Origin of the sequence: Streptomyces sp. SID5643, from assembly GCF_009872555.1 — a bacterium.
GTDB lineage: Bacteria > Actinomycetota > Actinomycetes > Streptomycetales > Streptomycetaceae > Streptomyces > Streptomyces iakyrus.
Window position 1 is genome coordinate 42,225 of the sequence record NZ_WWIC01000228.1, and the last position, 12,195, is coordinate 54,419.

The 12,195-nt window shown below is 72.1% G+C and carries 13 protein-coding genes; 3 read left to right on the forward strand and 10 right to left on the reverse strand.

What is annotated here, in order from left to right; all coding sequences use genetic code 11:
• Positions 1–51 precede the first annotated feature (51 nt).
• Positions 52–684, forward strand: a complete 633-nt coding sequence (locus tag GTY56_RS25870) for a class I SAM-dependent methyltransferase (RefSeq protein WP_161367724.1) — start codon at positions 52–54, stop codon at positions 682–684.
• Here the strand turns inward: GTY56_RS25870 and GTY56_RS25875 are convergent.
• Positions 643–1,143: a ribonuclease FAU-1 family protein gene (locus GTY56_RS25875; protein ID WP_161367725.1), complete on the reverse strand. Its 501-nt coding sequence runs from the start codon at positions 1,141–1,143 to the stop codon at positions 643–645. The two genes, GTY56_RS25870 and GTY56_RS25875, sit on opposite strands and share 42 nt — an antisense overlap.
• Positions 1,124–2,053, reverse strand: coding sequence for a GNAT family N-acetyltransferase (locus GTY56_RS25880; protein WP_161367726.1), 930 nt, complete (start codon positions 2,051–2,053; stop codon positions 1,124–1,126). The genes GTY56_RS25875 and GTY56_RS25880 overlap by 20 nt, the downstream gene beginning before the upstream one ends.
• 71 nt (positions 2,054–2,124) lie before the next feature.
• Between GTY56_RS25880 and GTY56_RS25885 the strand changes: the two genes are divergently transcribed.
• Complete coding sequence (locus tag GTY56_RS25885) at positions 2,125–2,493, forward strand: GntR family transcriptional regulator (RefSeq protein ID WP_062925982.1); 369 nt, start codon at positions 2,125–2,127, stop codon at positions 2,491–2,493.
• A gap of 7 nt (positions 2,494–2,500) precedes the next feature.
• Here GTY56_RS25885 and GTY56_RS25890 read toward each other — a convergent pair whose 3' ends face one another.
• From GTY56_RS25890 to GTY56_RS25920, 7 genes are all read right to left on the reverse strand, one after another.
• Complete coding sequence (locus tag GTY56_RS25890) at positions 2,501–3,277, reverse strand: DUF72 domain-containing protein (RefSeq protein ID WP_161367727.1); 777 nt, start codon at positions 3,275–3,277, stop codon at positions 2,501–2,503.
• 51 nt (positions 3,278–3,328) lie between these two features.
• On the reverse strand, positions 3,329–3,724 hold the full coding sequence (locus GTY56_RS25895; protein WP_161367728.1) for a hypothetical protein: 396 nt from the start codon (positions 3,722–3,724) through the stop codon (positions 3,329–3,331).
• A 116-nt stretch (positions 3,725–3,840) separates the two neighbouring features.
• Positions 3,841–4,935 carry a DUF5925 domain-containing protein gene (locus GTY56_RS25900; protein WP_161367729.1) on the reverse strand — a complete coding sequence of 365 codons (1,095 nt, stop codon included), beginning with the start codon at positions 4,933–4,935 and terminating at the stop codon, positions 3,841–3,843.
• A gap of 75 nt (positions 4,936–5,010) precedes the next feature.
• On the reverse strand, positions 5,011–5,811 hold the full coding sequence (locus GTY56_RS25905; RefSeq protein ID WP_524540146.1) for a polysaccharide deacetylase family protein: 801 nt from the start codon (positions 5,809–5,811) through the stop codon (positions 5,011–5,013).
• Positions 5,804–6,802: a glycosyltransferase family 2 protein gene (locus tag GTY56_RS25910; RefSeq protein ID WP_161367730.1), complete on the reverse strand. Its 999-nt coding sequence runs from the start codon at positions 6,800–6,802 to the stop codon at positions 5,804–5,806. Before GTY56_RS25910 ends, GTY56_RS25905 begins: the two co-directional genes overlap by 8 nt.
• On the reverse strand, positions 6,799–7,620 hold the full coding sequence (locus GTY56_RS25915) for a glycosyltransferase family 2 protein (protein WP_161367731.1): 822 nt from the start codon (positions 7,618–7,620) through the stop codon (positions 6,799–6,801). Before GTY56_RS25915 ends, GTY56_RS25910 begins: the two co-directional genes overlap by 4 nt.
• Positions 7,621–8,115: 495 nt before the next feature.
• Positions 8,116–9,321 carry a S8 family peptidase gene (locus GTY56_RS25920; RefSeq protein WP_161367732.1) on the reverse strand — a complete coding sequence of 402 codons (1,206 nt, stop codon included), beginning with the start codon at positions 9,319–9,321 and terminating at the stop codon, positions 8,116–8,118.
• A 337-nt stretch (positions 9,322–9,658) separates the two neighbouring features.
• On the opposite strand from GTY56_RS25920, the gene GTY56_RS25925 reads away from it, so the two are divergent.
• Complete coding sequence (locus GTY56_RS25925; RefSeq protein WP_161367733.1) at positions 9,659–10,465, forward strand: SGNH/GDSL hydrolase family protein; 807 nt, start codon at positions 9,659–9,661, stop codon at positions 10,463–10,465.
• 4 nt (positions 10,466–10,469) lie between these two features.
• On the opposite strand, the gene GTY56_RS25930 is transcribed toward GTY56_RS25925, so the two are convergent.
• Entirely contained in the window at positions 10,470–12,107 is a 1,638-nt protein-coding gene (locus GTY56_RS25930) for a serine/threonine-protein kinase (protein ID WP_346345578.1), read from the reverse strand.
• Positions 12,108–12,195: the final 88 nt, after the last annotated feature.

Here is a 12,195-nt window from a genome sequence, read left to right on the forward strand (position 1 = left end):
AGTGGCGGCAGTCACGATTCGGGTGTCAGTGGCGGGTGTCACTCTGGGGCCATGACGAACGTGGACTGGGACGCCGCGGCAGCCTCCTTCGACGAGGAGCCGGACCACGGCCTGCGTGATCCCGAGGTGCGCCGGGCCTGGGCCGGGCGACTGCGCGACTGGCTGCCCGCCCGGGCGGGGGACGTCCTCGACCTCGGGTGCGGTACCGGCAGCCTGTCGCTCCTCGCCTCCGAGCAGGGACACCGGGTGACGGGCGTGGACCTCTCGGCGGCGATGGTCACGCTGGCCAGGGAGAAACTCGCCGGGCGTGACGCGGTGTTCCTCGTCGGTGACGCCGCGGCACCGCCGGTCGGGGAGCAGCGCTTCGACGCCGTGCTCGTCCGGCACGTCCTGTGGGCCCTGCCCGACCCCGGCCGCGCCCTGAGGTACTGGGGCGGGCTGTTGCGGCCGGGCGGGCGGCTGGTGCTGGTCGAGGGTGTGTGGGGAAGCACCGTCCCCGTCGGCATACCGGCGGAGCGGCTCACCGGCCTCCTCGCTCCGATCGCCGGGCAGACGCGCCTGGAGCGGCTGTCGGGCGATCCGTCGCTGTGGGGCAAGGAGGTGACGGACGAGCGGTACGCGGTGATCGCCCAGGTCAGGACGTCAGGACAGGAGCGCGGCGAAGTCCCCGCCGCCGGCGAGTGACTCCAGCTCGTCGAGCGCGGCCAGGGCGGCCCGTGCCGCCTCCGGGTCCGTCTCGGTCAGGCCGCTCTCGGCGAACTCGTCCTCGTCCAGACGGCGTACGTCCGAGCCGTCCGCCGAGCGCCACAGGTCCAGGTCCAGATCCTCCACGACCAGTTCCGGCCCGGAGCGCACGGCGGGGCGGGTGATGTCGCAGTACCAGCCCTTCAGCGCGCCCGTGGCGGAGCGGACCTCCTTGACCGCGTACCAGCGGTCGCGCCAGTAGTACTCCGTGAAGACGTCCCCGGACTCGAAGCGGACGAAGCCGAAGTCGCGGACGCCGGAGCCCGCCCACGGGGCGCGGACCGCGACCCGGGTGCCGTCGTCCGACAGCAGCTCGCCGGTGTAACGGATCTTCGTACGGCCCGCCTTGACGAGCACGACCTCCAGCTGCGGGGGCCGGTCAGGCGAGTTCTCGGACATAGCGCACTTCCTTCGCGCAGATCTCGTAGCCGAACCACTTGTTGATGGCGATCATCGGCTCGTTTCCGGTGTCGTTTCCGGTGAACGCCTCCGTGTACCCCGCGGCGCGGGCGCGGTGCAGGGAGTCGTTCTTGGCGAGCTTGGCCAGGCCCCGGCCCCGGAACGCGCGGGCGGTGCCCGTCATGGCGGTGGCGTAACGGGAGCCGCCGTCGGTGTAGGCCGCGGTGAAGGCGGCGAGGCGTCCGTCCACGACCGCGATCGTGGTCAGCTCGTGGTCCAGGAGCGGCTGCTTCCAGGTCTCCTCGATCCAGGCCTCGTAGTCCGTCAGCTCCACCTCGACGTCGCTCGGTTCGTCCGACGAGGCTTCCGCGTCCAGCTCGAACACGGGACGCGGGTCGTCCGCGAAGTCGGCGGCCGTGCGCAGCTCGACGCCCGCCGGCAGGTCCTGGCGGGGCGGCAGGCTGCCGTCCGCCAGAGCCAGGCGCAGGAACCAGGCGGAACGGCTGGCCCGGAAGCCGTGCCGCTCGGCGAAGGCGTGGTTGTCCGGCTCGTCCAGCACCCAGGTGAACAGCTTGGTGACGCCCAGCCGCCCCAGGCGCTCCTCCGCGGTGCGCAGCAGGAGCGAGCCGGCGCCGCGGCCCGTGTGGCCGGGGCGCACATAGATGTTGGCGGACCCCTGGCCGGGCTCCGGGCTTTCGTGCGCGACGCTGATCTGGGCCGTGCCGATGATCTCGCCGTCCTCCTCGGCGACGAGCTGCCCGAAGTGGGCGTCCGGGTGCGCGTGCGTCAGGGTGTGCACCACGGATTCCGGGGTGGAGAGCATGTACGGAAGGGCGAGGCGACGGGTGTCGGAGAACCCCTGGGCGTCGGCTCGGACATCGGGGCGCAGGTCGCGCACGATCACGGTCATGGGGACGCACGCTACGCGTGGACCCGTCAGGGCTGCCTCTCATTTTCCGTCGGGTGCGCGACAATCGGGCTGTGACCTTGAAGATCGACATCGATGACAGCGCCCCGCCGTACGAGCAGGTGCGGGCGCGGATCTCCGAGCAGGCCCGGTCGGGTGCGCTGCCGGTGGGCTACCGGCTGCCGACCGTGCGGGGACTGGCCGAGTCGCTGGGGCTCGCCGCGAACACGGTCGCCAAGGCGTACCGGGCGCTGGAGGCGGACGGCGTGATCGAGACGCGGGGCCGCAACGGCACGTTCGTGGCCGCCGCCGGCTCGGCTGCGGACCGCGAACTGGCATCGGCCGCGCAGGCCTATGTGGAGCGGGCCAGGAGGCTCGGGCTGGGCGAGGACGTCGCGCTCGCCGCGGTACGGGACGCCCTGCGGGCGGCGTACGGGGAGTAGGCCGGCTCTAACCGGAGGGTTGCGCCAGGCGTTCCGGAGTCCGCGTGACGTCCAGCCCCGCCGACCTGCCCGTCCGTGCGAACGCCATCGCGTCCTCCACCGCCGCGCCGCCCGGGTCGTTGTTGAAGTACGCGTAGACGTCCTCGCCGTCGGGCCAGGTCGTGGCGATGCGGTCGAGCCAGGTGGCCAGCGAACGGCGGCCGTAGCGGGGCCAGGGCCGGGCGCGGCCCTGGTGGAAGCGGACGTAGCCCCAGTCGGTGGTGCGCCACAGCGGCGTGGCCGGGCGGGCCAGGACGTCGGCCCAGCACAGGGCGGCGCGCCGGGACTCCAGGACGCGGCGGACCTCCGGTGTCCACCAGGAGTCGTGGCGCGGCTCGACCGCCACCCGGGTCGGGGCCGGGAAGCAGGCCAGGCACGCGTCCAGCAGGCCCGGGTCGGCGCGCAGGGTGGGCGGGAGCTGGAGCAGGACCGGGCCGAGACGGTCACCGAGGCCGGCCGCGTGGCTCATCAGGCGGTGCACCGGCTCCTCGGGCTCCTTGAGCCGCTTGATGTGGGTCAGGTAGCGGCTCGCCTTGACCGCGACGACGAAGTCCCCCGGCACACGCCCCCGCCAGTCCTCGAAGGTCTCCCGGGCCGGCAACCGGTAGAAGGCGTTGTTGATCTCGACGGTGGCGAACTGCCCGGCATACTCCTCCAGCCAGAGCCGCATCGGCAGCCCGGACGGGTACAGGACGTCCCGCCAGTCCTTGTACTGCCACCCGGACGTGCCGACGAACAGGGTCATATCCCTATCAAAGCACCGCAGACTCCGGAGGGCGGCCGGGGCGGCCGGCGGCTACGCGTCGGCGCGCGTGTGGAAGCGGTAGAACAGCAGCAGAAAGAGGGCCGCCGTGACCAGCAGCGCCGTGATGACCACGGGCCGGATGTCGTCCCCGGTCTGGCTGTGGAGGAAGCCCAGTGCGACACCGGCGAAGGCGGCCCGCAGCAGGGCGTGCAGGGCGTGCAGATCACGCCTGAGACGCCGGACGACCTGGAGCACGGCGATGCAGAGCGCCGTGAAGGCGACCGCGCTCCACACCCCCGCCGCCACGTCCGCCCCGGTGATCGGGCCGCCGTGCCGCCGGTTCACCGCGACCCAGTTGCCGTAGAGGCCACCGAGCACGACGGGCAGGACCCAGCGCGCGACGCGGTGGGCGGGTTCGCTGAACACGGTGCGCGCCGTGTGCGCCATCGGAGGCCTCCCTGGTCCGTGCGGAGCGCGGCGTCGCTCCGCGGCACACCTTGGCACGCCCGGGTAACAGGGAGGTGAGAAGCGGTTGTGAGGGACCCCGACGGGTGGTGGTCCCGCTACAGATACAGCCCCGCGTCGACGCCCCCGCGCGGCTCCGGCAGAGACGTCGGGGACGTGCCCCGGCGCAGCGCGTACAGCTCCGCCAGCGTCGCGCCCTCGCGGCCGACGCCGTCCTCCTGGCCCAGCCAGTTCACCGCCTCGCGCCGGGTCAGCGGACCGACCTCGATCCGGGCGAGGCAGCGGCCGGGCCGGACCACGGCGGGATGCAGGCGCTCCAGATCCTCGTTGGTCGTCACGCCGACCAGGACGTTGCGGCCCTGGCCGAGCAGTCCGTCCGTCAGGTTCAGCAGCCTCGAAAGCGCCTGGCCCGCCGTGTGCTTGGCCTCGCCGCGGATCAGCTCGTCGCAGTCCTCCAGGAGCAGCAGCCGCCAGCGGCCTTTGCCCGTCGCGTCCTCTTCGCCGATGGCGATGTCCATGAGGTAGCCGACGTCGGAGAAGAGCCGCTCGGGGTCCAGGACGCAGTCCACCTGGCACCAGTCGCGCCAGGAGCGGGCCAGGGTCCGCAGTGCCGACGTCTTGCCGGTGCCCGGCGGGCCGTGCAGCAGCAGGAGCCGGCCCGCGATGTCCTCGGGGGTCGTCTTCATCAGGCGGTCCATCGCGTCCGCCACCGGCGCGGTGTAGTTGGGCCGGACCTCCTCCCAGGTGCCCGCCGCGATCTGCCGGGTGGTGCGGTGCGGGCCGCGGCGCGGGGAGACGTACCAGAAGCCCATCGTGACGTTCTCCGGCTGCGGTTCGGGCTCGTCCGCCGCGCCGTCCGTGGCCTGGTCGAGGATCTTCTTCGCGAGCTCCTCGCTCGTCGCGGTCACCGTGACGTCGGCGCCGCGGTTCCAGCGGGAGACCAGCAGCGTCCAGCCGTCACCCTCGGCGAGGGTCGCGCTGCGGTCGTCGTCCCGGGCGACGCGCAGCACCCGGGCGCCGGACGGCATCAGCGTCGCCCCGGACCGCACGCGGTCGATGTTCACCGCGTGGGAGTACGGCTGCTCGCCCGTCGCGAAGCGGCCGAGGAACAGCGCGTCGACGACGTCGGACGGGGAGTCGGAGTCGTCGACGTTGAGCCGGATCGGCAGCGCCTCGTGCGGGTTTCCAGACATGCCGCCATGATCCGGCACGGGGAGGCCGCGTGCACCCGGTTTCCCGGTGCACGCGGCATGTCGCCCCCGCGCAGGTCAGCCCCCGGAGCGGGCGACCAGCCGACGAGTCCGCCGAACCCTGCGTACGACGGCGTACCCCTTGGTCAGGGCGCGGTCCCCGGCGAACGTACGGGCGACCGCGCGGCCCTCGACGACCCGCTCGAACTCCTCGATGCCCGTGCTGCGGCGCACCGTCACCCGCCGCAGCGCGTACGGCCCCTGCGCGCGCCGCGCGAGGCCGTTGCCGACGGCGAGGGCCTGGGCGTAGCCCGTCTCGCGCACCGCCTGCCGGACCCGGCGGCTGGAGTAGCCGTAGGGGTAGGCGAACGAGGCCGGTACGGTGCCCAGCTGGTCCGAGACGATCTCCTTGCAGTGGATCAGCTCGAACCGCAGCGTGGCGTCGGAGACCTGGTCGAGCTGCGGGTGGCTGTGGCTGTGCCCGCCGATCTCCACACCCTGCGCCGCGAGTTCGCGGACCTGGTCCCAGTCCAGCATGGTGTCCAGGCCGCCCCCGGTGTCGTACGGCCCCCTGAGCCACCCCGTCGAGACGAACAGGGTGGCGGGGAAACCGTGCTTGGCGAGCGCGGGCAGGGCGTGCCGGTGCACACCCTCGTAGCCGTCGTCGAAGGTGATGAGGACCGGCCGGCCGGGCAGCGGCCGGCCGGACCGCCAGCACGCCGCCAGGGCGGCCGTGGTGACCGGGGTGAACCCCCGGTCGGCGAGCACCGCCATCTGCTCGGCGAACGCCTCCGGGGTCACCGACAGGGCGCGGGTCGCCTCGTTCGGGTCGGTCGCCACCGCGTGGTACATGAGGATCGGGACGCGGACGTCACTCACGGGCCGCCACCTCCATCCGGGGCACCCGGAACGTGGTCCCGCCCCGGCGCGCCCGGACGCTGCCGACGACGTAACCGCCGGCCGCCGTCAGCACCCCGGCCATGATCGCGCCGGCCCGCGCCGCCCCGCCCGGCCGGGCCAGCAGGGCGTCCCGCACTCCCCGCGCCACCCCGGCCGGCAGCACGCGCGTGGCGTACCGGCGCTCCGACTCCAGTCCCTTCCCGGCGCCGACGCTCCGCGCCACCAGCGCCTTGGAGAGGCCCTCGGCGTAGGTGCGGGTGCGGAAGTAGCGGAAGTGTTCGCGGACCTCGGGCACCCGGTGGTGGATCACCGCCCGGTCGTCGATCAGCAGGACCGCGTCGGGCCGGGCGCGGCTGAGGCGGATGCACAGTTCCGTCTCCTCGCAGCCCAGCGGGCGTTTGTCGCCGTCCCGGCCGATGCCGGTGGCGAAACCGCCCGCCGCGTCGAAGGCGCTGCGGCGGAACGAGGCGTTGCCGCCGAGCACGTTGCGCACCCGGACCCGGCCGCGCGGCAGGCCCCGGTACGTGCAGCCCACCACCCAGTCGAACTCCTCCGGGAACCAGTGCGGGCGCCGCCCCGACGCCCAGACCGGGACCGTGCGTCCGCCGACCGCCATCACCCGGTCGTCGGTGTAGGCCTCGGCGAAATGCCGCAGCCAGTCGCGCTCGGCCACGGCGTCGTCGTCGAGGAAGGCCACGACCTCACCGCGGGCCGCGGCGATGCCGGTGTTGCGCCCGGCCGACAGGCCACGGGGGCCCGCGTTGGCGAGCACCCGTACCTCGGACCCCTCGGAGGACTCCTTGTACTCCTTGGCGAGCCGCTCCCGGAGCGTCTCGTTGTGATCGACGACCAGCAGCGTCTCCAGGGCCGGCCGCGACTGCGCGCGGACCGAGGAGACCGCCGCGAGGATGTCCTCCCAGCGGTCCTCGGTGTACGCGCAGATCACGACGGAGATGCCGGGACCGCTCAAGACACCTCTCCCCGCATCGCGGCCGGCATCGACGACCGGGGCGAACGGCGGCGCAGGACGCGGCGGTTGGAGCGCTCCTGAAGGATCACCCGGAGCACGCGCAGCCCGTCCCGCACGGCTCGCAGATTGCTGACGCCGTGGATGCGCAGGTACTCGTGGCTCGGGATCTCCTGCACCTTGAGCCCGGCCTTGACGACCCGGATGTTCATCAGGGTCTCGACCTCGAAGCCGGTGCAGTCCAGGTCGATCTTGTCGAGGCAGTGCCGCCAGAACGCGTTGTAGCCGTAGCACAGGTCGGTGTAGCGGGCGCCGAACTTGCGGTTGACGACCGTGCAGAGCGCCCAGTTGCCCAGCTTGCGGATGAAGGTCATGTCGTCGGTGCCGCCGCCGTTGGCGAAGCGGGAGCCCTTGGCGAAGTCCGCTCCGGAGACCAGGGCGGAGACGTAGCTGAGGATCTCGCCCCCGTCGGCCGAGCCGTCCGCGTCGACCATCACGATGATGTCGCCGGTGCAGGCCTGGAACCCGGTGATCAGGGCGTCGCCCTTGCCCTTGCCGCGCTGTTCGACGACCTTCACCTCGGGCCACAGCTCACGGGCCACCTCGACGGTGTTGTCGGTGGAGTTGCCGTCGACCAGAACCACTTCGTGGATCCAGTCGGGCAGGGTCTTGAAGACGTACGGAAGGTTCTCCGCCTCGTTCATCGCGGGGATGACCACGCTCACCGGCGGGGCTATGGCCAGGTGCGAGGAGACGGGCCGGTACTTCCCGGCGGTCGGCGGATGCGGGTCCGTCGCGGCCGGCTGCAGAACTGAGCTCATGAGTCTGGTCCCTCTCGTCCGGTGGACCGCCCCCCCAGGGCAGTCCGGATCCAGTCCGGTTCGAAAGGGGGGTTCTCACCCGAGGCACGCCGAGATGGCGAGGCCTGCCGGGATGAAGCTCCGGCACGCCGGGTGAGCTGGCAAAGCTGGCCGGCGGCGAAAAACGGCAGCCGACCGCGCGGCACGGCCCGGAGACAGTGAGATCACCGAGCACGGCACCCCCCTACCGCGCCCCGCGCCGGTTCGTCGCGGTCCTTGAGCCCTCCCCTAGAGCCGCGTACTGACGGACCGGTGCGGGTGAGATGTATGACGGTATTGACGATTGAACCCGTATGGCAAGACCTGGAACGGCCCCTCACGTTTTTGTTGGTTTGGTCGTTGCGGCAGGCGCCTTGTGCGACGCAAGTTGCACGTTCCCTTCGCATAAACATGCGTTCCCCGGAGGCGATCAGGGCCTCCGGGGAACGCATGTTCAGGTGCCGCCGCGGTCCGCGATCACTGCACGAGTTGCAGCAGCCGGTTCGGCGAGCCGGAACCCGCGCTGGTGACCTTGCCGGTGACGGCGCCGTTCACCAGGGCCGTGGCGACCTGGGCCGGGGTGGACGAGGTGTGGCCCGCCAGGTAGACCGCCGCCGCCCCCGCCACGTGCGGGGTCGCCATCGAGGTGCCGGAGATGGTGTTGGTCGCGGTGTCGCCGGTGTGCCAGCCGGCCGTGATGGAGGAGCCGGGCGCGAAGATGTCCAGCACAGAGCCGTAGTTGGAGTAGCTCGCCTTGGCGTCCGTGCTGGTGGTGGCGCCGACCGTGATCGCCTCGGCGACCCGGGCCGGGGAGGACGAGGAGGCGGTGGTGCTGCTGTTGCCCGCGGCGACGGCGTACGTGACGCCGGCGGCTATGGAGTTGCGCACGGCCGTGTCCAGGGTGGCGGAGGCGCCGCCGCCGAGCGACATGTTGGCCACCGAGGGGCCGGAGTGGTTCTTCGTCACCCAGTCGATGCCGGCGATCACCCCGGCCGTGGTGCCCGAGCCGCTGTTGTTCAGCACCCGCACGCCCACGATCTTCGCCTTCTTGGCGACGCCGTACGTCGAGCCCGCGATGGTGGTGGCCACATGGGTGCCGTGGCCGTTGCCGTCGGAGGCGTCGGTGTCACCGTCGACCGCGTCGTAGCCGTGCGAGGCACGGCCGCTGATCTGCTGGTGGGTGATGCGCACGCCGGTGTCGATGACGTAGACCGTCACGCCGCTGCCCGCGCTGTCCGGGTAGGTGTAGGTGCCGGACAGCGGCAGCGACGCCTGGTCGATGCGGTCCAGGCCCCAGGGGGCGTTGGTCTGGGTGGCGGCGAGGCCGACGCGCTGGTTCTGCTCGACGGAGGCCACCGCCGGGTCGGCGGCGAGCCGCCGTGCCTCGGTGGCGGAGAGGGTGGCGGAGTAGCCGTTCAGCGCCTTGCCGAACGTCTTGTCGACCGAGCCGCCGTACTCCTTCACCAGCCCCTTGCCCGCGGCCGAGGCGGCCTTCAGGCCGGCGCTCTTCTTGAGCGTGACCAGATAGCTGTCCTTGATCGCGGTCGGTGAGTCCGCGGCGAGCACCCGGCCCTCGGCGGGTGCGGCCTGGGCGGGGAGGGCGGTGAGCCCGCCCACGAGGGCGGCGGTCGCCAGCGAGGTGAGTGCGGCGAACCCGAGTCTCTTGCTACGCAGTTGTGCCATTACGAGGGAGTCCTCCTCTAGGCGGCACGCGCCTGGGTGGGGCGCGCGTCCTGTGGGGGGTGTGCGCGAGCTCGCGCACACGGACCGGGGAGCGTCGCGTTCCGCTCCCGGCCGGAGTAAAGCGTCGACCAACTACCGGCGTAGAACAAGAGAGTTGAGCATCCGTCAACAAACCTGTCATGGGCACGTAACAAGAGAGGCCCGGCGCGTAACACAAGGCGTGGGGAACGTGCCGAGTATCCGCGGATGAACCGAAAAGACTTGGCATGGACACTTCCTGTCAACACGCGTAGCTGCTACCACGGTTATGGCAGAGATCCTGCTAAAGGGAGGTTCCATGAGACGTTCCCGACTTGTCGTCCTCGTGAGCTCGCTCCTCCTCGCCGTCGGCACCGCCCTCACCGGGGCGGCGACGGCGCAGGCGTCCTCACTCGCCGCAACTGGCGGCTACGTGGCGCTCGGTGACTCCTATTCCTCGGGAGTCGGAGCCGGCAGCTACATCAGTTCCAGCGGCGACTGCAAGCGCAGCACGAAGGCCTATCCCTACCTCTGGGCCGCCGCCAACTCACCCTCGACCTTCGCCTTCACCGCCTGTTCGGGCGCCCGAACGGGTGATGTTCTCGCGAATCAGCTCACTCCGCTCAGCGCCTCCACCGCCCTCGTCTCGATCAGCGTCGGCGGCAACGACGCCGGATTCGCCGACGTCATGACGACCTGTGTCACCCAGTCCGACAGCGCCTGCGTCTCCCGCATCAACACCGCCCGGGCGTACGTCGACTCCACGCTCCCCGGCAAGCTCGACGGCGTGTATTCGGCCATCCGCTCCAAGGCCCCCGCCGCCCGGGTCGTGGTCCTCGGCTACCCCCGCTTCTACAAGCTCGGCGCCACCTGCCTCGGTCTGTCCGAGACCAAGCGCAAGGCCATCAACGACGCCTCCGACCACCTCAACACCGCCATCGCCAAGCGCACGGCGGACCACGGCTTCGTCTTCGGCGACGTCCGCCCCACGTTCACCGGCCACGAGATCTGCTCCGGCGACTCCTGGCTGCACAGCGTCAACTGGCTCAACATCGGCGAGTCGTACCACCCGAAGGCACCCGGCCAGTCGGGCGGCTATCTCCCCGTGCTCAACAGCAACGACTGACCGCTCAGCCGGAGTCCGCATTCGATTCCGGGTCCGATTCCGGGTCCGTGCCCGGGTCCGTGCCGGAAGGAGAAGGGGAGGCCCCGCCCGTCGGGGTCTCCGTCTCGCACGTCACCGAGAACGGCACCGAGTCGGACGTCGTCCGCACCGGCTCCCGCACCTCGACGCTGATCTCGTTCTCGAACGTCCCGGTCTCCGCCTGGGTCGTCACCCGCACCGTGTCCCGCTTCGAGCGGCCACCGCCCTCCGCGAACGACAGCGTCTTCCAGCCCCCGTCCAGCACCTGGCCGTCCCGCGTCACCCAGCGGTAGCTCACCTCGGCCGGCAGCCGCCCCACCGTCAGCGTCGCCGTGAACTCCGGCGCCTGGGCGTTCGGCGGCGGACAGGAGCCCGCGTAGTCCGTGCGCCGGCCCTCCAGGGCGACCCGCACCGACTGCGGCGGCGGACTGCTCTCCTTGCTCTCGCTCGGGGTCGGCGACGGGCTGGACTTCTCGGTCGCGGTGTCCTCCGGCGGACTCTTGGTCGCCGTGGGCGTGGCGTCCCCGGCCCCCTGGTCGTTGCCGTCGGAACCGTCCCCGTTGTCGAGCAGCGCGTACGTCAGACCGCCGACCGCGAGCGCCAGCGCGATCACACCGGCGACCAGCACCCGCCCGGCCCTGCGGTCGCGGTCCGGGCCGGTGCCCGCCGTGGTGGTGGTCGACCCGGAGGCCGCCGACGGGCCGGGGAACGGCAGCGGGGGTGTGGGAGCGGGCGCGGGATGGCCGGCGACGGTCGGCGGGAACGCCACCGCCCGTGTCGGGCCGGGGCCCGGCGAGCCGCCCGCCGCCACGGCCCGCAGATCCTGCTCGGCCCGCTCGGGCGGCAGCCGCTGCTCGGGGTCCTTGCGCAGCAGCCCCTCGATCACCGGGGCGAGCGGGCCCGCCCGGTACGGCGGCGGCAACTCCTCGTCGACGATCGCCCGCAGAGTGCTCAGCGGGGTGTCGTGACGGAAGGGGGAGTGACCCTCGACCGCCGCGTACAGCAGCACCCCGAGCGACCACAGGTCCGACTCCGGGCCCGGTGTGCGGCCGAGCGCCCGTTCCGGGGCGAGGAACTCCGGAGAGCCGATGACCTCCCCGGTCATGGTCAGCGCCGAGCTGCCCTCGACCATGGCGATGCCGAAGTCCGTGAGCACGATCCGGCCGTCGTTCGAGATCAGCACGTTGGCCGGCTTGACGTCCCGGTGCAGCACCCCGGCCTCGTGCGCCGCCCGCAACGCCGACAGCACCTCGGCGCCTATGTGCGCCGCACGCTGAGGGGCCATCGGGCCTTCGGCGTCCAGGACCTCCGCCAGGGAGAGTCCGCGGACCAGTTCCATGACGATCCACGGCCGGTCGTCGTCCGTCGCCACGTCGTACACGGTCACCACGTTGTGGTTCGCGACCCGGGCCGCGGCCCACGCCTCACGCTCCAGCCGGGCGTACATCCGCTGCACGTCGTCCCCCGCGAGGCCGGACGGGGCGCGTACCTCCTTGACGGCCACCTCGCGGTGCAGCACCTCGTCGCGGGCGCGCCACACCGTTCCCATGCCGCCCTCGCCGAGCGGTGCCAGCAGCCGGTAGCGGCCCGCGATCACACGCTCATGGCCCGGTTCTTCGAACACGGCGCCCCCATTCGCTGCCGGGCGAAATCTCCATGGGGTGTGTCTTCCCCACGAGGTCGGATTTCCTCACGACGTCCGCTTCTCTCCT